Annotated in this window: 16 protein-coding genes and 5 tRNA genes; 17 read left to right on the top strand and 4 right to left on the bottom strand. The window is 30.8% G+C overall.

What is annotated here, in order from left to right; genetic code table 11:
• Positions 1–435: 435 nt before the first annotated feature.
• Positions 436–2,211, top strand: a complete 1,776-nt coding sequence (aspS, locus tag HACICURV3402_RS01665) for an aspartate--tRNA ligase (protein ID WP_157992618.1) — start codon at positions 436–438, stop codon at positions 2,209–2,211.
• 1,052 nt (positions 2,212–3,263) lie between these two features.
• Here aspS and cysS read toward each other — a convergent pair.
• Positions 3,264–4,655 (bottom strand): cysteine--tRNA ligase, encoded by a 1,392-nt coding sequence (cysS, locus tag HACICURV3402_RS01660; RefSeq protein WP_157992617.1) that lies wholly within the window; start codon positions 4,653–4,655, stop codon positions 3,264–3,266.
• Between the two features lie 746 nt (positions 4,656–5,401).
• On the opposite strand from cysS, the gene lpxH reads away from it, so the two are divergent.
• The 13 genes from lpxH (at position 5,402) to HACICURV3402_RS01595 (ending at position 14,510) form a co-directional block, all read left to right on the top strand.
• Positions 5,402–6,118, top strand: coding sequence for a UDP-2,3-diacylglucosamine diphosphatase (gene lpxH, locus HACICURV3402_RS01655; protein WP_157992616.1), 717 nt, complete (start codon positions 5,402–5,404; stop codon positions 6,116–6,118).
• Between the two features lie 170 nt (positions 6,119–6,288).
• On the top strand, positions 6,289–6,804 hold the full coding sequence (purE, locus tag HACICURV3402_RS01650) for a 5-(carboxyamino)imidazole ribonucleotide mutase (protein ID WP_157992615.1): 516 nt from the start codon (positions 6,289–6,291) through the stop codon (positions 6,802–6,804).
• Complete coding sequence (gene purK, locus HACICURV3402_RS01645; RefSeq protein ID WP_157992614.1) at positions 6,801–7,871, top strand: 5-(carboxyamino)imidazole ribonucleotide synthase; 1,071 nt, start codon at positions 6,801–6,803, stop codon at positions 7,869–7,871. Before purE ends, purK begins: the two co-directional genes overlap by 4 nt.
• 565 nt (positions 7,872–8,436) lie before the next feature.
• Positions 8,437–8,781 carry an iron-sulfur cluster insertion protein ErpA gene (gene erpA, locus HACICURV3402_RS01640; RefSeq protein ID WP_408609276.1) on the top strand — a complete coding sequence of 115 codons (345 nt, stop codon included), beginning with the start codon at positions 8,437–8,439 and terminating at the stop codon, positions 8,779–8,781.
• Between the two features lie 880 nt (positions 8,782–9,661).
• Entirely contained in the window at positions 9,662–10,360 is a 699-nt protein-coding gene (minC, locus tag HACICURV3402_RS01635) for a septum site-determining protein MinC (protein WP_157992612.1), read from the top strand.
• Between the two features lie 45 nt (positions 10,361–10,405).
• The gene (gene minD, locus HACICURV3402_RS01630; RefSeq protein ID WP_157992611.1) at positions 10,406–11,218 is read left to right on the top strand and encodes a septum site-determining protein MinD; all 813 of its coding nucleotides are present in this window, start codon (positions 10,406–10,408) and stop codon (positions 11,216–11,218) included.
• A 3-nt stretch (positions 11,219–11,221) separates the two neighbouring features.
• Complete coding sequence (minE, locus tag HACICURV3402_RS01625) at positions 11,222–11,497, top strand: cell division topological specificity factor MinE (protein ID WP_157992610.1); 276 nt, start codon at positions 11,222–11,224, stop codon at positions 11,495–11,497.
• Positions 11,498–11,687: 190 nt separating this feature from the next.
• Positions 11,688–11,764: transfer RNA gene (locus HACICURV3402_RS01620), tRNA-Arg, on the top strand.
• A gap of 78 nt (positions 11,765–11,842) precedes the next feature.
• Positions 11,843–11,918, top strand: a tRNA-His gene (locus HACICURV3402_RS01615).
• Positions 11,919–11,931: 13 nt separating this feature from the next.
• A tRNA-Leu gene (locus HACICURV3402_RS01610) sits at positions 11,932–12,018 on the top strand.
• Between the two features lie 27 nt (positions 12,019–12,045).
• Positions 12,046–12,122 (top strand) — tRNA-Pro (locus HACICURV3402_RS01605).
• Positions 12,123–12,663: 541 nt separating this feature from the next.
• Complete coding sequence (mtnN, locus tag HACICURV3402_RS01600) at positions 12,664–13,362, top strand: 5'-methylthioadenosine/S-adenosylhomocysteine nucleosidase (RefSeq protein WP_157992907.1); 699 nt, start codon at positions 12,664–12,666, stop codon at positions 13,360–13,362.
• 368 nt (positions 13,363–13,730) lie between these two features.
• The gene (locus HACICURV3402_RS01595; RefSeq protein ID WP_157992609.1) at positions 13,731–14,510 is read left to right on the top strand and encodes a TatD family hydrolase; all 780 of its coding nucleotides are present in this window, start codon (positions 13,731–13,733) and stop codon (positions 14,508–14,510) included.
• A 589-nt stretch (positions 14,511–15,099) separates the two neighbouring features.
• On the opposite strand, the gene HACICURV3402_RS01590 is transcribed toward HACICURV3402_RS01595, so the two are convergent.
• A tRNA-Val gene (locus tag HACICURV3402_RS01590) sits at positions 15,100–15,176 on the bottom strand.
• Positions 15,177–16,826: 1,650 nt separating this feature from the next.
• Here HACICURV3402_RS01590 and HACICURV3402_RS01585 point away from each other — a divergent pair.
• From HACICURV3402_RS01585 to mreD, 3 genes are all read left to right on the top strand, one after another.
• Positions 16,827–17,870 carry a rod shape-determining protein gene (locus HACICURV3402_RS01585; RefSeq protein ID WP_157992608.1) on the top strand — a complete coding sequence of 348 codons (1,044 nt, stop codon included), beginning with the start codon at positions 16,827–16,829 and terminating at the stop codon, positions 17,868–17,870.
• Between the two features lie 344 nt (positions 17,871–18,214).
• Positions 18,215–19,189, top strand: coding sequence for a rod shape-determining protein MreC (mreC, locus tag HACICURV3402_RS01580; protein WP_157992607.1), 975 nt, complete (start codon positions 18,215–18,217; stop codon positions 19,187–19,189).
• Positions 19,190–19,210: 21 nt separating this feature from the next.
• The gene (gene mreD / locus HACICURV3402_RS01575) at positions 19,211–19,753 is read left to right on the top strand and encodes a rod shape-determining protein MreD (protein WP_408609265.1); all 543 of its coding nucleotides are present in this window, start codon (positions 19,211–19,213) and stop codon (positions 19,751–19,753) included.
• A 1,112-nt stretch (positions 19,754–20,865) separates the two neighbouring features.
• On the opposite strand, the gene HACICURV3402_RS01570 is transcribed toward mreD, so the two are convergent.
• Both HACICURV3402_RS01570 and murB read right to left on the bottom strand, forming a co-directional pair.
• Positions 20,866–21,675 carry a biotin--[acetyl-CoA-carboxylase] ligase gene (locus HACICURV3402_RS01570; protein WP_157992606.1) on the bottom strand — a complete coding sequence of 270 codons (810 nt, stop codon included), beginning with the start codon at positions 21,673–21,675 and terminating at the stop codon, positions 20,866–20,868.
• Positions 21,672–22,712, bottom strand: coding sequence for a UDP-N-acetylmuramate dehydrogenase (gene murB, locus HACICURV3402_RS01565; RefSeq protein WP_157992605.1), 1,041 nt, complete (start codon positions 22,710–22,712; stop codon positions 21,672–21,674). Before murB ends, HACICURV3402_RS01570 begins: the two co-directional genes overlap by 4 nt.
• Positions 22,713–23,262 lie beyond the last annotated feature (550 nt).

The raw sequence follows: 23,262 nt of genomic DNA, 5'->3' as shown, positions 1-23,262 counted from the left end.
ACATTAAAATATATTTATATTTTAATGGTCCTTGAGATTAAATTCATTTTAATGATTCTTTTTAGTATTTAATATAAACATGCAACACTCATGTAATTAGTCATATTTACGTAATCAATAATTACTATATTATTTATTTTTTTTATATTCATTGCATATTACTATCAAGAAGATCAAATCATACTGTTAAATGATCGGTCGAATTAACAAGGATACAGACTTATTTTGATTGGTATTAGTACTTATTAATTCTTACCAGGTACGGTATAACCGATTCTGTTAGAATAGAATAGCCAGTTATATATACGACATTATATCTAAATATATAATCTTAAATTATATCTAATTATTCAAGCGTTCTTAAAAATACCAATATTGAGAACTATATCTTTAACCATAAAACTTTTTAAACCTATATCCTCAAGGAATATTATTATGCGTACTGAATATTGTGGATCTCTTAATTGTTCGTATATAGGACATAAAGTTATACTATGTGGTTGGGTTCATAGTTATCGTAATCTTGGTCGTCTTATTTTTATTGATATGCGGGATCGTGAAGGGTTAGTACAAGTATGTTTTGATTTAACTAATCAAGATATTTTTCTTATAGCCACCACATTACGCAATGAATTCTGTATCAAAGTCACTGGAATTGTTCGAAGTCGTGATGAAAAAAACAAAAATAACAGGATCATTACCGGTGGCATTGAAGTGTTTGCCACTGACTTGACTGTTTTTAACGAATCCGAACCTCTGCCCTTAAACCTGAACGAAGAAAATAGCGAAGCGGTACGATTAAAGTATCGTTATCTTGACTTGCGTCGTCCTGATATGACAAATCGATTGAAAATCCGGGCTAAAGTTACTAGTTTAATCCGTAAATTTATGGAAGGCTCAGGTTTTATTGATATTGAAACACCGATATTAACTCAATCTACACCTGAAGGTGCTCGAAATTATTTAGTGCCAAGTCGTATTCATTTTGGTAAATTTTATGCCTTACCACAATCACCTCAGCTATTTAAACAAATATTAATGATTTCGGGTTTTGATCGTTATTATCAAATTGTTAAATGTTTTCGTGATGAAGACCTTCGTATAGATCGCCAGCCTGAATTTACTCAAGTTGATGTAGAAGCTTCATTTATGAATTCAAAAACAATTCGAATTATAATGGAGCAACTTATACGTACGTTGTGGATCGATATTAAATCAATCGATTTAGGTGAATTTCCTATTATGACTTTTTCCGAGGCACATCAACGATATGGTTCTGATAAACCAGATTTACGTAATCCTTTGGAATTAGTAGATATTTCTGATTTTCTTAAAGAAGTTGAACACCACATTTTTTCTGAACTTTCTAACAACAAGGGGAGTCGTGTGGCGGCACTTCGTGTTCCAGGTGGATCTATAATTAGTCGTAAACAAATCAAGACTTATTCTCAATCTCTTCCAATTCAAGCCAAAACTGATCTTACTTGGATAAAATTAATACAAGATGCTAATAGTGACTTAAAAATTATTGGTCCATTAGTTTCATTTATTCCTCATCAAATTCTGAAAGAAATAATTAATCGAACTCAAGGGGTTTTAGGAGATATTATCTTTCTATCTGCAAGCACTAAAGAAAAAGTTTCTAACATTTTGGGCCCGCTACGTCTAAGATTGGGATCTGAACTAAAAATTACTAATTATACTTCTTGGGCACCCTTGTGGTTGGTTGATTTTCCAATGTTTGAAAGTGATGGAAAAGGGGGTTTTATAGCTATGCATCATCCATTTACTTCGCCTAGAGATATATCGCCAGATGAATTAAAGCGTCTACCAGAAACAGCGATTTCCGATTCATATGATATGGTGATAAATGGTTATGAAATATGTGGTGGCTCTGCGCGTATTAACAATTTGAAGATGCAGAAAACGGTATTTGATATACTTGGGATTTCTTTAGAAGAACAACATAAAAAATTTGGATTTTTTCTAGATGCTTTAAAGTTTGGCGCCCCCCCACATGCTGGACTGGCGTTTGGACTAGACCGATTAATTATGTTATTAACTGATGCGGATAATATACGAGATGTTATTGCATTTCCTAAAACCACTTCAGCGTCTTGCTTGATGACTGAGTCTCCGCAAGCACTTAATGCAGTGGTATTAAGTGAATTAGGACTAGAAGGATTACAAAAATTAAATGATGCACAATAATAGATTAGGAAAGGAAGTATGTTAGTTATTCGGTATATACTCTAATATAATTACTCTAAATATATATATTTTTATATATTCTATGCAATTCATAGAATATCTTCAGTACATGTTAGACAAAATTATAACTTCTTATCCGCTAATGGGTAATGAGTTGGTCTATATAAGAAATAATTTCTATAAATAGATGATTATCTATAATTTTTTTCTTTATCTACTCTTCTTAGGAAGTATAATAAAATTTATTTAAGGTTATGCAACTAATACAGGATCCTCATAATGTTACCATTCTGCATTATTCAATTATAAATGAAACAATTATGTTGTTCATAAACAAGATCATTAACAATAGTATTAACATATCAAATTTATATTATAATTTTAAGAACATATTACTTATGATAGCTTGTAAAGAACGCGCTCTAAAAAGAAGATATCTTAAATATAAAAAATTCATAGATATAGATCCTAGTGTGTTATGAGATTTAAAATCTCATTATTAAAGAGACTAACTAGAATTAGTTAATAATACTTACTGAACTTTCCATTTATACGTTTATATAATTATATAAGTTAAAGAGTGAGAAACTATATCTGTATAGGAGTAGCTTTGCTTAGATTGATACAATCAATATAATATCGTGTTAATGATTTATCAAACATTAGATCACAACAACTTTAATGTCATATATTCATCATAATCTTGATCTTGTCAGTATAAGATTTACAACTTATCTGTTTAAGATAAGTGATGTGATGTTTAAACCAATCTCAATCTAAGCATTGTGTAAATATATAAATAAAAGGCATCATTATGGTGATGGCTAAACTCATGTCGTATAGTGTATAAAGTCAAAATGATATAGATGTTTATAGGTCATTATGTTTTATTTTGATTATATAAATTATTAAAAATTTTCCTTTTTATGTTATGAGAAAATAAATATTTTATTTTCTAGGAATATTAAGAACATTTGTTCTTTTTAAATTTTCACCTCTCCTTAAAACAGAAGAAAGACTTTTATGATAAAAATTAATGATTCAACTTCTGGTTATTTTCTCCTCCACTCAGTACCCTCTATGCCGTCTTCTAAAAGAATACCTAATTGACTTAAAGACTTTCTAGCAGTATCAGCTTTATTCCAATCTTTCTTTTTACGTGCTTCAACCCTAATCTGAAGAAGCTCTTCAACCTTTAAAAGCGTGTTATTACTAAATACCGTATTACTTTTTTTTAAAAAGTGTTCAGGTTTTTGCTCTAATAAACCAATAATATTACCTAATATACGCAAGCGTGTAGCTAAGTTATTTGCTTTTATTGGATTTTTTATTTTATTATAATTAATTTCTCGGGCTAAATTAAATAGAACTGAATAAGCTCCAGGAGTATTAAAGTCATCATTCATTAACTGATGAAATTTAGTCTCAAATTCTATATCTTGTTCTAAATAACTGCTAGTATCTGTATGACGTAATGCAATATATAAACGCTGTAAAGAGAAGCGGGCTTGATTAAGATTAACCTCATTGTAATGTAGTTCACTTCGGTAGTGTGAAGACATAAGAAAATAACGTATAGTCTCTGCATCATAACGCTTTAATATATCGCGTACAGAAAGAAAATTATTTAATGATTTGGACATTTTATCACGATTAATAATCATAATGCCAGAGTGAATCCAGTAGTTAACATATGGAGTGTTATATGCAGAGCTAGACTGCGCTAATTCATTTTCGTGATGTGGGAATATAAGGTCTGATCCACCTCCGTGAATATCAAAGTGATCCCCTAAATATGTATAATTAATTGCAGAGCATTCTATATGCCACCCAGGACGTCCTGGACCCCATGGAGATGGCCAACTTGGTTCATTATCTTTAGAAACTTTCCACAATACAAAATCGATTGGATTACGCTTGATATTATCGATTAATTTTACTCGTATACCAGCTTGTAGCTTCATAGGATCTTGTCGTGATAAAATACCATATTGCAAGTATTTTTTGATAGAAAACATTACATCACCATTTTTTGCAAGATAGGCATACTTTAATATAATCAGTTTATGAACCAGTTCGATGATCTCTTTAATATGATGTGTTACACGTGGTTCGTGAGTAGGTGGTAAAATATTTAATGCAGAAAAGTCTTGATGCATCTTATTAATTAAATTTTGTGTGAAATATTTAATATCTTTTCTATCTTGAAAGGAGCGCTGAATGATTTTATCATCAAGATCAGTGATATTACGTACATAGTTGAGTTGATATCCAATATAACGTAAATAACGTGCTATCATGTCAAAAGTAACAAAGGTTCGAGCATGTCCAAGATGACAAGCTCCATCCACGGTCATGCCACATACATACATACCCACTTTACCATGATGTATAGGTTTAAATATCTCTTTTCTGCGAGTTAAGGTATTAAAAATCTTTAACATAGAAACATCCCATCTTTAAACTTATTTTTTATGGATATCGTTAATTTTTATGAACATAATTTAACAGAACTATCTATATAACTTCATCAGACAGTAAATGTAATCACACTTTGATCTAAATTATCGAAAAGATTCTATAATAATAGTTATTATCTTATGTATTAAAAATATTTTCTATAATAGATCAGATTTCATGTCTAATTTCAACAAGCTTCTTTTCGTTGTGCAAAGCGTTTTGTAATTTCTTTCAGGGTTCACGTACAAAGATATCGTGTGGTCTGCAATGGTATGTCTATTAAAATTTTCTTAACAATTACTATCTAATCATGGGAAATAGTAGCCTAGATAGGCTACAAATTTTATATGGCATAGCCAATGTTTTACCATATAAGTGCTTAAATTATTTAAAATTTTAGTCATGCGATTGTTTAAAAATCAATTTCCTTAGCGCAAAACTAAATAATGAATAATATTATGTATGCTTTATAAAAAATCAGATAATATATAGGTACCAATTATTCTTAATTACACTATAAGTTCCATGCTTCTAATAGGATCGATTAAAACCTAATTTTTAAAACATTAATTATTGAAGATAATTGAATAAATTTGAGTACCATAGGGATGGTGGATTAAAGAATATATAAGTAGTATCTTCTTTAAGAATCTTGAATAAATTCAAGAATACTATGATAAAGGAATCTCACAAATAAAATCCTGAATGATCCAAGAACCACTCACTAATAATGTCAAAAACTTTATTTATTGCAGATCTTCACTTATGTAATGAAAGACCAGAAATCACTTCTGGATTTTTGAATTTTTTATATTCTGAAGCCAAAAACGCTGATGCATTATATATCTTAGGTGATCTATTTGAATCATGGATTGGTGATGACGATCCCAATCCTCTTCATACTACCATTGCTAATGTATTACGTCAGTTATCAATTCCGTGTTATTTTCTTCATGGCAATCGTGATTTATTATTAGGACAAAATTTTGCTAGAACTTCTGGGATTAATTTAATTCCAGAAGAACAAGTATTAGAGTTGTATGGTCAATCTGTATTAATTATGCATGGTGATACATTATGTACTCAAGATATTTTCTACTTACGCTATCGGAAGATAGCAAAGACACGCTGGTTTCAGAATTTATTTCTATCTTTGCCAATTCACATTCGTAAAAAAATTGCATTAAAAATACGAACTATTAGTAAACATAAAAATGCGCATAATTATATAGAAACGCTCGATGTTAATCTAAAACTGGTCATAGATCTTATGTTTCATTATGATGCTCAAGTTTTAATTCACGGCCATACTCATCGATCCGCAGTACACCAGGTATCTATTCATGGGAGATCTGCCCAGCGTCTTGTTCTTGGAGACTGGAATAAGAACGGTTCAGCAATTACCGTAAGTAGAAATGATATTCAATTAATTTCTTTTCCTTTATAAAATAACTGATTGTTATATTACTGAGTATCACACCAATGTCATTATGTGTGCTTTACTTATGCATATTATACTTTACTATATTCATAAATAATGCCCTTCCTTTCCATTAAGCCTAAATTGGCTTGCAAAATTAATAGCGATATACTCTAGTAATGAGGAGTTAGAATTATATGCGCATACTGTCAACGCCGCCTGTCACTCGTATTGCAATTGTTATGGGTTCTCAAAATGATTGGCCCACCATGAAGCATGCTGCAGACATACTAACTCGCTTGGAAATTTTATTTCATTGCGAAATAATATCAGCACATCGTACACCAGATAAATTATTTACTTTTTCTGAGCAAGCTTCAGAAAAAGGTTATCAAGTTATTATTGCAGGGGCAGGTGGGGCCGCACATCTTCCTGGGATGTTGGCTTCCAAAACTCTTATACCAGTATTAGGTGTACCAATAGAAAGCACGATTCTTAGTGGTATTGATAGCCTTCTTTCTATACTTCAAATGCCACGCGGAGCTCCAGTTGGTACTTTAGCAATTGGTAAGACCGGAGCTGCTAATGCAGCATTGCTTGCAGTACAAATTTTGGCACTTTATAACACCAATCTAACTCTTAGTTTGTCATCTTGGCGAGAGGATGAAAGAAATAAAATACTGAATCATCCAGACCCACGAGATAGACTATGAAAATAGTATATGTATTAGGAACAGGTCAGCTTGGCTGCATGTTGCGCCAGGCTGGGGAGCCTCTAGGAATTACTATTTATCTTTTAGATATAGATGGTAAAATAGAGATCCCAATAGAAAAAAAAGATCTCATTACTTCAGAAGTTGAATACTGGCCAAATACAGAATTCACTAGAAAACTAACTGTCAATGATTCTTTTATTAATCGAGATACATTTCCCATAGTGTCAGATCGTTTAATGCAAAAACAGTTTCTTGATCGGTTGGGTCTTCCTACTGTACCTTGGGCACCTATCTTCTCTTCGTCGCAATGGAATCAAATTTTTGCTTTATTTGGTGCATCAGTCATTGTAAAACAACGTACTGGGGGTTATAACGGAAAAGGTCAATGGAATATATCTTCCAATTCTCTATCTCTTTTTCCAAAAAAATTCTACGGTAACGCTATTGTGGAACAAAAGATTAATTTTACTGACGAAGTATCTTTAATTGGTTCTCGTGGATACGATGGAAAAGTAATTTTCTATCCATTGACCTATAATTTTCATCAAGATGGAATCTTGCGAGTTAGCGTAGTCTTAGATAACGAAACTTCTATTCAGAGAGAAGTTGAGTGCATGTTAGCATCTATCATGCATATGCTAGATTATATTGGTATTATGACGATGGAATGTTTTCTTACTCAAAAAGGTATACTTATTAATGAATTAGCACCACGTGTACATAACAGTGGACATTGGACGCAGGATGGTGCATCTATAAATCAATTTGAAATGCATTTACGAGCTATTCTTAATCTTCCTATGCCTGCTCCAATCATATACAAACCAGCCATAATGCTGAATTTACTTGGAATTAATATGAATACAGCCTGGTTATATGATCCAATAATACGTTTACATTGGTATAACAAGGAGGTTTATAGTTTTCGCAAGGTCGGTCATCTTAATTTAGTCACGGATAATCCTATAAAAATGAATATGGCATTAGATCGTCTAAAAATAATTCTACCTTCAGATTATGTCACAGGTATAAGTTGGGCACAAAATCAACTTAAGAGAGTTTAAACATCGATTCTACATCGAGTAGTATACTGATAAAAAAGAAATAAAAAACTTAAAGAGTTATTCAATAAAACAGATTTCTATACAAACATATTAAATATAACATCAGAAAGTAAAGAAGGTATAGATAATATAAATTCCACATTCATCTTAATAAATTTAATACACTTGAATGCTTGATAACATAAAAACCTGTATTGTGTAACACAATAGTACAAATTATATAGTTAACAGATATATTTTCTTTCTCAGAAACATTAATTTTTATAACTTTTGTACAGATCTAATAAAAATATTATACCTATCATTTAAATTCTTGAATTAAAAATTAAGTAATATTAAAGATACATGGATAGATAACAAAGTTAATGATTATAAACTATTTTTTTAGATTTGGGATTTGTATTGAAAAAAACTATGATATGTCTTATCTTAAGAGAAGATCTATACAATTATGAGACCTATTACTTCTTCTCTTCAAGCTTCAAGTATGAGACAATTAAGATAACTATGGTTATTAACTGATTACCTTATTACAACATGAAGTAGATCAAGATTGGAGTGCTTAATAATGGATCATATAGTACCTTCTATCCATATCACTGACTCTGCTGTAAATCGAGTAAAACAACTAACCTCTCATGAGAAACAACCTCACTTGAATCTTCGTGTGTATATTATTGGCGGGGGTTGTGGTGGGTTTCAATATGGATTTAGTTTAGATAATCAAATTCATGATGAAGATGTTGTAGTGCAGAATGCAGGCGTTGTCTTAGTCGTTGATCCTATGAGTTTACAATATCTTTCTGGTGGTTCAGTAGATTATATTGAAGATCTTGAAGGATCTCGTTTTACTTTTAACAATCCTAATGCAAAGACTACTTGTGGATGTGGTTCTTCTTTTAGTATTTAATAAAAACAGTAACAAAGATTATTACATTGTAATGCTATAAAACAGTACTATAAAATATAGTGTAAGGATAGGATTATAATAGATAAAATGATATTTATATCGTGTATTTTTTATCATAAAAATATGATGTTTTAATATTAATCCTTCCTTCACTATCAGGATCCTTATATATAATATCGATATATTTACATATTTATAATAAATATAAGCGGTTTTCTAGTAAAATACTAAGTTATAAACTATTTTTTATTTATAAAAATAAAATTTATTTTATGTATTGAATATCTTTCAACTACTTGATTACATGATTTTTATCTATGATAGAAATATATTCTATTTTAATATACTTCTCTTAATTATTATATTTTCCTTATCTATTAATTTTATTGAATAAAAGTAGGCATTCTGAGAAGAAAATTTAATCAGAAAACACTAAAGATAATTTGAAAAAATATGAGACAGTTCTTTTGAGGAAGAAAGGTTCTGATATTGATAGAGAAGCGCTAGAATTTCATATTCATATACTATTACTAAATAATATACGATTGATATCTAATGAAATATATCTCTAAATGTATCTCATCTTCTTCTCGTTATAAATAATGTCCAATGTGTAATATACAGAGATTGGTAATCTACCTATAATGATAGAATCGTTCGATAACAACTAATAAAAAAATTTATATGATACTTAATCAGTGTAGACAACAATAATATTTATATAAAATTTATAAAATATAACATATCTTTCTCATTAATAAATCGGTAAGGACAATAATTAAATGACTATGATTAGTCATGTTCTTATGTTCTAGAATTTTCTTTCTATACTGTCTACATAAATTTTCTTAAAAATAACATTTTATATAGAGTCAGATCCATGTCGCACTCACCAATCGATTTTAAAGGAAGTAATTTTACTTTTTTAGTTCTTTATCTATATGATAGTGACCACGCTATTATACGGAAAGCGATCCAAAAAAAAGTAGATAACGCGCCTACTTTTTTAAGACATGCACCAATTATTGTGAATGTCTCTATGTTAAGTAGTAAAGTAAACTGGAACCATATACAACATGCGATCCTGGAGACAGGATTATCAATTGTTGGTGTTAGTGGGTGTAGAGATGAAAAATTAAAGCAAGTTATTATGAATTCCGGCCTAGCAATACTTAATGAGGGCGCAATTGATAATTCTTATTCTAACATCTATATTTCTAAGAGCATTCCTGATCAAATCAAAGGGAAGTCTAAAACAAGGCTAATTTCTTCTCCAGTGCGTTCTGGTCAACAAATTTATGCTAAAAACACTGATTTAGTCATTATAAATAGTGTAAGCGAGGGAGCAGAATTAATTGCTGATGGTAATATTCATGTCTATGGCAGTATGCGAGGTCGCGCATTAGCGGGAGTCGATGGAGATGAAAGTTGTCAAATTTTTTGCACTCACTTATTAGCAGAACTTCTATCTATTGCTGGACAGTACTGGATGATGGAGCAGATACCTTCTAATTGCTTGGGTAAAACATCTCGCTTGTATCTTGAATCAGGTGTCTTAACTTTACAAAATTTAATTTGATTAATGCTCACAAACCCTTTCTTTACTAAGGAAAGATTATAACATATGTCACGCATAATTGTTGTTACATCTGGTAAGGGAGGTGTCGGTAAAACCACCTCCAGCGCATCTATTGCTACTGGTCTGGCTCAAAAAGGTAAAAAAATTGTTGTTATTGATTTTGATATTGGCCTACGCAACTTAGATTTAGTAATGGGTTGTGAGCGTCGTGTTGTCTATGACTTTATTAATGTCATACATGGCGATATTTCTTTAAACCAGGCGCTGATTAAAGATAAACATACTAAGGACTTGTTTATTTTGCCCGCTTCACAGACTCGTGATAAAGATGTGTTAAACCGTGATGGTGTGCAAAAAGTTTTAGATGATTTACATAAAATGGAATTTGAATTTATTGTTTGCGACTCGCCAGCTGGAATTGAAACAGGGGCTTTAATAGCACTGTATTTTGCTGATGAGGCTATTGTTACCACTAATCCAGAAATTGCTTCTGTTCGTGATTCTGATCGAATACTTGGTATTTTATCCTCTAAATCTCAACGCGCAGAGATGTGTAAAACACCTATTAAGGAACATTTACTTTTGACACGTTATAATCCAGGTCGAGTTAATCGCGGTGATATGTTAAGCATGCAAGATGTTTTAGATATATTACATATCCCCATTGTTGGAGTAATTCCTGAAGATCAATCTGTTTTACGCGCATCAAATCAGGGTAAACCTGTTATTCTGGATCCTATATCTCGCGCAGGAAAGGCTTACATTGATACTGTAGATCGCCTACTTGGAAAAGAATGTCCATTGCGTTTTATTGAAGAAGAAAAGAAAAGTTTTTTAGCGCGTCTATTTAGAGGATAAACAATGCCCCTACTTGATTTCTTTTTATCCCGAAAAAAAAATACAGCACATATAGCTAAAGAACGTTTACAAATCATTGTAGCAGAACGTAGAGGAGCAAACTATGAGCCCCATTACTTAGCTCAATTGAAAACAGAGTTATTAGAGGTAATAGGTAAATATTTAAAAATTGATCCCGCAATGCTGCAAGTAAAGTTAGATCAAAAAGATCAGAATATCTCTATTCTTGAACTGAATATTACATTTCCTGAGACAGAAGCAAAGGAATCTACTGAGTAATGTATGATCTATATCATTTAATTATATAAGTAAATTGACTTTTTTATGAACATAAAGACTCATCCTCTTTCATATAACTTTCATTTATGTCTACAAGTAAAATCTGTGTAAGTATTAATATATTGTTTTTATAAAAATAGTAGACAGATAAAGATTTTTTTTATAAAATAATAATTTATCCAGGAGAGCTGCGCCCGTAGCTCAGATGGATAGAGCGCTGCCCTCCGGAGGCAGAGGTGACAGGTTCAAATCCTGTCGGGTGCGCCATATTTGTTTATAAAAAAAAATATGTGTTCGATTGTTGTACTCTTTACGGAGAAAAGGTTATATTAATATAGAAATCTGGTGGCCATAGCTCAGATGGTAGAGTCCTGGATTGTGATTCCAGTTGTCGTGGGTTCGATCCCCATTGGCCACCCCAAAGTTACTGATATGCGAAGATGGCGAAATTGGTAGACGCACTAGCTTCAGGGGTTAGTGTCTGAAAAGACGTGAGGGTTCAAGTCCCTCTCTTCGTACCATATGATATAATGAATATATCTATAACTCGGCGAGTAGCGCAGTTTGGTAGCGCAACTGGTTTGGGACCAGTGGGTCGGAGGTTCAAATCCTCTCTCGCCGACCACTTAATATTAAGTAAAAGAAACAATTATTTATCAAGGTTTCACTGCAATTTTTATTTAAATGGATAAATCCTCAGAAGATTATTTATGTACAATGAGTAAATAAAACAAATTTACAATGATCTATACTAGGGAGTTGGAATTCTGTCTACGTTGATACTTAAAATTAGTAATATCTCTATATAGATATAGATCATAACATATATAAATTAGATATAGATAAGATATTTGAATCCGGGAAGGTGACATGAACAAACGTTATTTTTTTCTGATTCATGTGTTGATATTTTCTAACCTAAGAATTTTTTCCTTATAATTATTTATCTCTAATTGGATTAGCATTATAATACTATATGATAGTCATCCTAATCTATATATATAACAGAGAATATATGGTATATAATTGAACGTTGAGTGTTGAAGTTATTCTTTAATAAAAATCGAGACAAAGTATAGAAATAAGCAATGGATCATACTTATGAAAGTATTATTCCTTCTTACCTAAGTCAGAACAATGCTCTAATAATAACAAGAGAGTTTTATATGAAAATAGGTATTATTGGCGCGATGGAAGATGAAATAGTTCCATTACGAAATAAACTTCAAAACCCAAAAAGATGTTTACTCGCTGGAGCTGAAATCTATAGTGGCATTATAAATAATATAGAGGTATTTCTTTTAAAATCAGGAATAGGCAAGGTTGTTGCTGCATTAAGTACTACCTTATTGCTTCATATATATCAACCAAACCTAGTCATTAATATCGGATCAGCTGGTGGTCTAAATCCACTAATAAAAATAGGAGATATTATTATCTCAGATGAACTGAGATATCACGATGTTGATGTTACTGCATGTGGTTATGCACATGGTCAAATGGCAGGATGTCCACTGAGCTTTCGAGCTGATAAGAACCTAATTTCTATAGCAGAACTCTGTTCAAAAAAACTTAACCTACATTCAACGCGTGGATTGATAGTCAGTGGAGACATATTTATTCATGGTGGTGTTATACGACAACATATTCGCAACATTTTCCCAGAAGCTATTGCAGTAGATATGGAATCTTCTGCCGTTGCTCATGTCTGCTATCAATTTGAAATTCCTTTTATTTCTATACGTGCAGTTTCTGATATAGCAGATCAGGAGTCTCCTCTCAATTTTAATAATTTTCTAAATTTAGCATCGCATAACTCATCTCTCATGATAGAATCGCTTCTATATTATTTAGTTACTACTTAAGTTCATTTCGCCATCCATCTACTATCATGAACTGATAGTAGGTTACTACAACCATACGATACTATTGATTATGATGCGTATCATAGTAAGTATTTGTATACTATGTTTAATAGAAGGCCGTTGATATACTGTATACTTGATTTAATCGAGAAGAAGCATAAGATATGTCCCCCTTTCTCTAAGAGGTTATATTATATATTATAGATTTATTTGATAAAATAATTTTTCTTTTATATTGATTTTGATACTTAAGGTGATGGCTCTTGCGGTAAATAGCATTTTAGTTTAAAATAAAAAATATTGATTTATTAATCAATGATTTTTTATATCATACCTGCTTCACATAAAGATTGATTTTAAGGGCAACTATGTTTGATATTGGTGTCAATTTAACTAGCTCGCGATTTAAAAAAGATTATTTAGATGTTTTAGAACGCGCGCGTTTGGCAGGTATAACTGGTATGGTTATTATCGGAACTAACATATCAGATAGTAAAAAGGCTCTTAACTTAAGCAAACAAAATTTAAATTATTGTTGGTCTACTGCTGGAGTTCATCCTCATTATGCTAATAGATGGTCAGACTATTCTGATAGTGAGCTTCGCTCTTTAGCCAGTGAACTTCAAGTGGTAGCTATTGGTGAATGCGGTTTGGATTTTCATCGCAACTTTTCAGAACCGAAACAACAAAGTTATGTGTTTCAAGCTCAATTAGAATTAGCTGTAGAGTTAAACTTACCAGTGTTTTTGCATTGCCGTCAAGCTCATAATGCTTTTATGTCTATTATCAAACCCTTTGTTCCTCGGATAAAGGGCGCTGTTCTTCATTGTTTTACCGGAACATATAAAGAATTGCGATCTTATTTAGATGAAAACTTCTTCATTGGCATTACAGGATGGGTTTCTGATCAGAATAGAGGAAGTGAGTTAAGAGCGCTTATACCTTTAATTCCCTCTACTCATTTATTACTGGAAACAGATGCACCTTGGTTATTACCTCAAGATATATATCCTTCACCATTATCAAAACGTAATGAACCTAGTTTTTTATCGTATATTTTACAAAAAGTAGCATTTTTACGAGAAGAGGTTTCCATAGAATTAGCAAGACAAACAACATTAAATGCCCATAAATTTTTTTCTATCTAAAAACAACCTATGCAAATAGGTGTTATTAAAGGTAGAGAATATTCATTTATTAGTAACTGCATTTCTTTATATAACCATCATGTATATGATACATAGCGTTCTGAGTAAAATATGTGTAATAATTTACAGTATGGTTAGTATTTAGTGTTAGGAAAAAATAATTGGTTATGCATTCCTTTCTTTTTAACTCTAAAAGAGAATCTTACGTAGATCAAGATCTACAATATATATTGTACTTTTATATTAATTAGTATTCAAATATTATAAATATCTCATCGAGTATATTAGTAATGTTATATGTTCAGTAAATATCTGATATATTGCCTTATACACTCTCATTACGCTAATATTTTATATATATTATCTCTATAGCAATAGGAATTAGATTATTACATTCAATCAGCATTGATGGGTATAATTTATTTTTTTATACACCTTAGTATAAACATATTGTTTCTTTATAGAATGCATTAATTGCATATTTCTTTTCTAAGATTTAGAAAAGATAGTTATCTTTTAAAAAGATATGATCTTATTTTTATAAAAATTGTTTTAATTTAATGTTATGGGTCATTGGATTGCACAAACATGGTGCGTCCGAGCAGATTCGAACCACTGACCCCCACCATGTCAAGGTGGTGCTCTAACCAACTGAGCTACGGACGCGTTATCTCTACAATCGTTACTATTTATGAAATATGATCAAAAATTTTCTGGTCTATCTGAAATATATTGATTACTTTTTTTGTACGTCTATCATCCAATGAGTTTAATCTTTTTATTTTTCTAATATCTTATTTTTTAGTACATTTTGTGATAAATGAATATAATTTATTTTAGATTATAATGAAATATTATATTTTATCTTAATTGTCCTAAGTCAATACCATATAGATATTGACTAGATATAATCAAAATAATTATATCTAGTCCAGAGAAAGATGTCTACTATTAAAATAATAAGTAGATACGATTTGAGATCATAAAAACCAAACAACAAAAAAATTAGAAATATCAGTCATTACTTGATTATATAAGAATATTGACTTTTGATATAATTCTTCTGTTTACTTCTTGCATGTACATTTATATATTATCTCTTAGGATTCGAGATATTCTCCATGCCTCTTTAGATATTAATCAAATATATATTTTATTAAAAATTATAATAAGAAAATATATATATCAATTTATGATAGAATATCATATTCATGTATAAAATATAAAAATAATTCAATTATATTAGTTTTTTATCAAATGAATTGACATTTTTTCTAAAAATAGAAAGAGATCCTCTCTTAGTCAATGGAGGTCTGTATAGTAGAAAAAACGATGCTTTAAACGCATCAAATATTCATATTTCTTAATTATTTGCAGATCTATAGAAATAAAAATCCTTTTTATTTATAATGACGTGTTATAATATTATTAGTATATATAATTGTATAAATTAGCTTATAAGATACGCTGCTAATCTTATAGTCAAGTCAAATGAGTTATGTATATTAATGTATATATAAAATTACCATAATTTATTAACCGAATCATGTTATAAACATAATTTAAATCTGATATCATATAAAATATAATTATTTTTTAGTAAAATTTATCTAACATTAGAACCTCTAAATTCTTATCTATTTTGATACCAATCAATAAATTTATTGTATAACACATTATCAGTTTTGTCTAAAAACTTAGTTTACAATAATTGTATAGACTACAGAATGTTCTATGGGGCAATATTATTCTCTTCTATTATCAGAATAAAAAACTCATCGCATTATAAAATTATCAATTAAATCGTCGATTCTGTGATATTTGACTTAATAAATTTTTAGTTATGTAAAGATAGGTCATACTGATTTTTTCTTATATTTTAGATTTCATTCATCCTCTTATATATAGTTTAATATACTCTAATTTTCTTCATTCAGTTAACCATAGACGTATAAATATATCAGGGAAATAATAAAAAGAGATAACAATAAAAAAAGAAAATATATTGAAGTGCTTGAGATGGTAAAGTCATATATCTAGCACTCAGAGTACTAGCCATGCTAACATACAAGCTATTATTAATGTATGAAACCATTCAAATAATTATTTCAATAGTTTAAACTCATATTTATATTCCATAGAGGTGTTATACGTACATATTTCTAAATACGTTATTTTTGATAAAACTTTGTTGTAAACAATATAGAAAACAAGATCATTTTTATGATCAGTTTTTATTTATTTAATAGACATTTTATGTTATTTACAAATGTCAGTAATTAGAATTTTTTTAGATTAAAGGACTGTTTTTATAGCATGTTTAAAAAATTCCGTGGCATTTTTTCTAATGACCTTTCTATCGATTTGGGTACTGCGAATACTCTAATATACGTGAAAGGACAAGGTATCGTACTTAATGAGCCCTCTGTTGTTGCTATTCGACAAAATCGTGCCGGTGCACCAAAAAGCGTAGCAGCAGTTGGTTATGCTGCAAAACAAATGCTAGGGCGCACCCCTACTAACATTGCTGCTATCCGTCCCATGAAGGACGGAGTAATCGCTGATTTTTTTGTTACTGAAAAGATGCTGCAACATTTTATTAAACAAGTGCATAGTAATAGCTTTATGCGTCCAAGCCCTCGCGTTCTTGTCTGTGTTCCTGTAGGAGCGACACAAGTAGAACGCCGTGCAATTCGTGAATCTGCTCAAGGTGCTGGCGCGCGTGAAGTCTTCTTGATTGAAGAACCAATGTCTTCTGCAATTGGAGCAGGTCTTCCGGTCTCTGATGCAACTGGATCTATGGTGATAGATATTGGAGGTGGTACTACTGAAGTTGCAGTCATCTCACTAAATGGCGTAGTATATTCTTCTTCTGTTCGAATTGGTGGCGACCGCTTTGACGAAGCCATTATTAATTATGTTCGACGAAACTATGGCTCTCTTATTGGCGAAGCTACCGCTGAACGGATTAAACATGGTATTGGGTCTGCCTATCCTTGTGATGAAATACGTGGAATTGAAGTACGAGGAAGAAACTTAGCAGAAGGAGTTCCACGTGCTTTTACTTTACACTCTCAGGAAATACTAGAAGCAATGCAAGAACCTTTAACTGGTATTGTCAGTGCTGTAATGGTTGCCTTAGAAAAATGCCCTCCTGAATTAGCATCTGATATCTCTGAACGAGGCATCGTTCTTACTGGAGGTGGCGCGTTATTACGTAACCTGGATCGCTTGCTGATGCAAGAAACTGGTATTCCTGTGGTAATCGCAGAAGATCCATTAACTTGTGTTGCTCGAGGAGGTGGTAAAGCTTTAGAGATGATTGACATGCATGGGGGAGATTTATTTAGTGAAGACTAGTAGTTTTTCTGATATTCTGATGATTTTGTCAGTACGTTTAAAATTGTATAAAAAAAATATAATTTCTCTTATTAAATCACAGAACATAATCAGTTCAACACTGCTTTTATAACTGCTTGTGAAAAGAATATATAGTTTATATCAGTTCTAATGTATTTACATTTACTAAATTCTAGGATCTAATTAGTAAGAGATCCTCTGTTTAATATTTATTCTTATATGTAGTTATAAGAATACATAGATCAGTAATAGCATCGCTATCTTGACCGTATTTAATAAAAATATCTTTCTATCATTTAGTAAAAATTTATTGACTCAGAAGTCTGAAGGATAACATTTACTTTATGAAACCGATGTTTGGTAAAACTAGTTCTTTGCTCTTGCATCTACTAATAGCAATCACTCTTAGCGCGATGATGATGATTGCCGATAATCGATTTCACACTTTCTCTTCTATTCGTGCTTATATGAATACCGTTATTAGTTCATTTTATCTTCTTATAAAGGTTCCTCGTCAAATGTTAGATTATTTATCTCAAATAGCTACTTCTCATCATACACTCAATCTAAAAAATAAAGCACTGCAAAATCAACTTATGTGTAAAAATAGTGAATTACTTATATTAAATCACATGAAAAAGGAAAATGCTCATCTCAGAGCCTTGCTTGGATCACCACTACGTGAAGATGAACACAAGATGATAACACAAGTAATTTCATCTAGTGCGAATCCATATATGCATCAAGTAATGATTGATAAAGGTAGCATAGACAACGTCTATGAGGGGCAACCTGTTATTAGCGATCAAGGCGTAGTCGGACAGGTAATCTCAGTTAGTAAACATACCAGTCAAGTTTTATTAATCTGTGATGCCTCTCATGCGTTACCCATTCAGGTATTACGTAACGATATGCGTGCTATTGCTTCTGGAAATGGATGTTCAAAAGAACTACAACTTGAATATTATCCGGATCATACTGATATGCGCTGTGGAGACATGTTAGTGACATCTGGTCTTGGAGGTCGTTTTCCCGAAGGCTATCCTGTTGCAATTGTATCTTCTATTAAAGAAGACAATCATCGTGGTTATTCTATTATTCAGGCGCGACCAATAGCCGATTTACAACATCTACGATACTTACTTCTTTTATGGGTTGGAAATCGTTATACAACTCAACCACCAATGCCTGATGAAGTGCGTCATATAGCTGAAGAACGTCAAAAAAAGAAAATGACCATGTCATTATTATCAAAGACTCAAAACACAACTGAAAAACAAAGTAACAACAAGTCGCTCCAGTCATCCCAAAACTACTGAAGGTACACAAGAAACTGATATATGCTTAGTTTCTTAAAACTATATGAACCCATGCAGTCTTTAAATTATTTCCGTAGTTGCAAATATTGGTTAATCTGGTTGTCTTTCTTAGTTGCATTAATATTACAAAGCATGCCATGGCCTGAATCATTATCATTATTTCGTCCCTCATGGTTATTATTAATCCTAATTTATTGGATACTAATAATGCCTGATCGGATCAATATTGGTACTGCATTTTCTATGGGTATTGTAACAGATCTTATCTATGGATCTACCCTAGGTCTACATTCGCTAGCTTTCAGCGTGATTGCTTATATAGTGTCCAGACAAAATCATCAAATTTGTAACTTAATGTTATGGAAACAAGCGCTATCTATAATAATATTAGCATGGGTGATGGATATTATTATCTTTATATCCAATTTATTAGTCATAAACGTGGTTTTTTGTCCAGAACAATTATGGAATGGCGTCACAAGCGGAATACTTTGGCCATGGATGTTTTTGTTAATGCACAAGATCGGTCATAATTTATTCTCTAATACAAAAGTTGTATTTTAGTTGTATTAATAAAAATTAAATTTTGTAATTAATAATATATCACTTATTAATTAAGTCATATAAACTTCCATATTATGTCAATTAAATTCTCTTATAACAAGCATAGATGGCAATGACAGATCATGATGTTATAGAAGAAAGACTATTTTCTTATGATCAATTAACTGATACTAATAGTGATCTAATTATGCAATATTCTGACTATATTTTAAGTAATAGAGATAATATACAATATATTAATCATCATGATCCATAGTCATTTAGTGTTTATCATTATTAACCTTATAAGAAAGAGATTAATTTAAATTAATATGCTAATTATTTTTTTTAATTATCGAAATTCTACTTATCTTACAGAGAATTAAATATAATTAGTTCTGATTCAACCACAGTTCTAAAACATAGGGTAGAAAAAATTAAATTTAGATATTATAAGTATCGTATTTTCATTAATAATTCAGAACAATCTCCTTTGTGTTATAAAAAGAAGATTAAATCATGATTCGAAGTAATAAAACTAAGACAAGAAAAACCATTAGATTGAATTTAGCCATTAAATCAAATACAGAGAAGAACAGACTTTTTATTATAACTAAAAAGAACGAGGATATTAGATTTGATCCTACTTTAGGACAAAAAAGAAACGCTTCTAATATTATGTATATGATAACTAATGATTTACATCATTCTTATATTAATTACGATATGTGAACTTGCATTACAGTATCTTACAGATCTACTTTCTTCTAAAAGAACTTAGTTTAATAAAAGAACATAAACATATTATGCATCTGTAATAACGGGTACCAATGTTCATAACAATATATATAGCTGAATATATACATATTACAATAATGCATTATGACTTATTAGTAATATACGATTCTTGTGAGATATCACTAATAACATAATTCAGGGATAAAATACAGCCTGATACTAAATTGATTTAAATCTAAGCGTTATATGTTTCAAACAATATGGTGCCTGCATATACATTTAACATCAAATCCATTTGATATATATGTCTAATTATCTATTTGATATATATGTCTAATTAGTTATATTTAGAGTTTGACTTTCTATTAAGAAGACTGACTAGATGATTAATGTCACTATCTTTTTATTTCTGGTCTAATAAATGAGCATAATCCATATTGTTCAAATTGGGTTAATATATTACGTATTGTGTTAATAATTAAAATTGATAAAATATTTCGATCTACATTTATGCCAACCGATTGAAGATCTATTCCACCGTGCTTTCTCATTATTTCCTGAGCTTGATCATGCATATTGAGATTAATTCCTATTCCAATCACTAAATCCAGAAATTGACTGGATTGGTTTTTTATTTCTATCAAAATACCAGCTAGTTTACGATTATTAAGATAAATATCATTGGGCCATTTGATTTTAATATTACATACTCCTTTTTTCTGTAAAATATCAGAAATTGCTAAACTTATGATAAGACTTAGATATGTTCTTGATACTAAGTTTTTTTTTAAACGCCAATATATAGATAAATACAGATTGGATCCAAAGGAAGAGAACCACGGTCGACTTCGTCGACCGTGCCCCATCCTCTGATGTTCAGCTATACAAACATCACCTTTTTTTAATTTAGAAATGGAATTTAATAAGTATTGATTAGTGGAGTCAATCACTGGAATAACTGATAAACGCCCTCCTGTCATCTCCTCTTGAATGATATTTTCATCTAAAAGGTACATAGTAAATCCCAGGCAATAGCCTTGACCTCTAATAGTTAAGATATTAATTCCCATATGTTTTAATATCTGGATATAATTACAAATATCTATTAATCCTATTCCCAAATTGTGAATCAGTTCTTCTCTTGAATGAAGTTTACCATCAGATAGAATCTGAACAAATTTTATGGGTATAATAGGGTTATTCATGTTATGACCTTTACGGAATCCGTTATTCCTGTTGCAGAAATAAAGCATACTTCTGGTTCTAACCAAACATTAAACTTCTCCGCCACACGTTGACGAACAATACGGGCTAAATTTACGACATCCTCACTGCTAGCAGAACCAGTATTAATCAATACTATTGCTTGCTTACCATATACCGCAGCTCCACCAATATGGTGTCCTTTCAGAAGACAGTGATCAATAAGTTGAGCAGCAGACAATTTTACTTGACCGTCTTTTTGTAAATATTGTGAAATATTAGGATAACGAGAAAACAAATCAGAAGCCACTGAAGAAGTGATTAACGGGTTTTTAAAAAAACTCCCCGCATTACCTATTGTCCGTGGATCCGGGAGTTTACTACGACGCATTTGACACACAGCGTTAAATATTTTTATTGGTGTTACTGTCTTTGAGTTAAGATAGCGCAAATGACCATAGGTAAGAATAGGTCTCCATTTTTTTTTTAATTTCAGCCCAACAGCAATAACAGCATATGGATCCTTATACAAGTGTTTAAATATGCTATCTCGATAACCAAAACAACATTCTATCGTGTTAAGACGTCGATATTCTCCATTAGACAAAAAGATAATATCTACGTATTCACACACTTGATCTAGTTCAAGGTCATAAGCTCCAATATTTTGAATTGGTGCTGATCCAACACAACCAGGAATCAGTGCTAAATTTTCTAAACCACCAAGTCCTTTATCTAATGTAGTTTTTACTAGTTGATGCCAATTTTCTCCAGCACCTACATGTAATAACCATGAATTAGTTTTTTCGACGATACTAATTCCTTTAATGCGATTAATAAGTACTTTTCCGTTAAAATCTTGTAGAAATAGTACATTACTACCCTGGCCTAATAATAGTATTGGCTCATCCTTCTGATAATCTTGCTTCTGACATTGATAAAAAAGAGAAGCTGTACTTGTAGCTATCACAATATTATTAGCGTAAACATTAATACCAAAAGTATGCCATGATTTTAGTGAACACCGATGATAGGACATCAAAAATCCTTTACAAATTAAGTCTACAACCAGAAGACCTTGTATACAAAATCTATGCTATTATCAATATAGGATTTTTAATTATAAATAACATATTTATTTATATAATCTTCTATAGAATCTTCCATAATATTTATTTTTGTAAATCAAATGGACTAGACTCTGATTAGAGCGACGTTCTAATAATAAAATAGAACAATGAAGAATAAAATATAGTATTTCCTTTAAGAAAAAAGTGGTCTATATACATTGATGTAATATTTAAGTAGATGACTAAAAGGAGTATAATAATGATATTAGACAGTTAATGCAGATATTAGGGACCTAATATTCCATTATATTAATCAATAATAATGAGTTAAATAATATTAACAAGTACATAGAAAATTGGTATAATCGGTCTCTGATCCAAATCTATCAGGTGGTTATACTCAGAATTATGTGATTTATTCATAATATGTGATTGTTTATACAAAAACACATTATGTATATAAGACAATAATCTTCTATATAGTGAATATACCAAAAACCTAGTTTCTTAAAAAATCTC

The organism is Candidatus Erwinia haradaeae, assembly GCF_900698925.1.
Taxonomy (GTDB): domain Bacteria; phylum Pseudomonadota; class Gammaproteobacteria; order Enterobacterales; family Enterobacteriaceae; genus Erwinia_E; species Erwinia_E haradaeae_I.
Note: the sequence above shows the minus strand (reverse complement) of the source record. Positions and strands in the feature narration are given on the sequence as shown.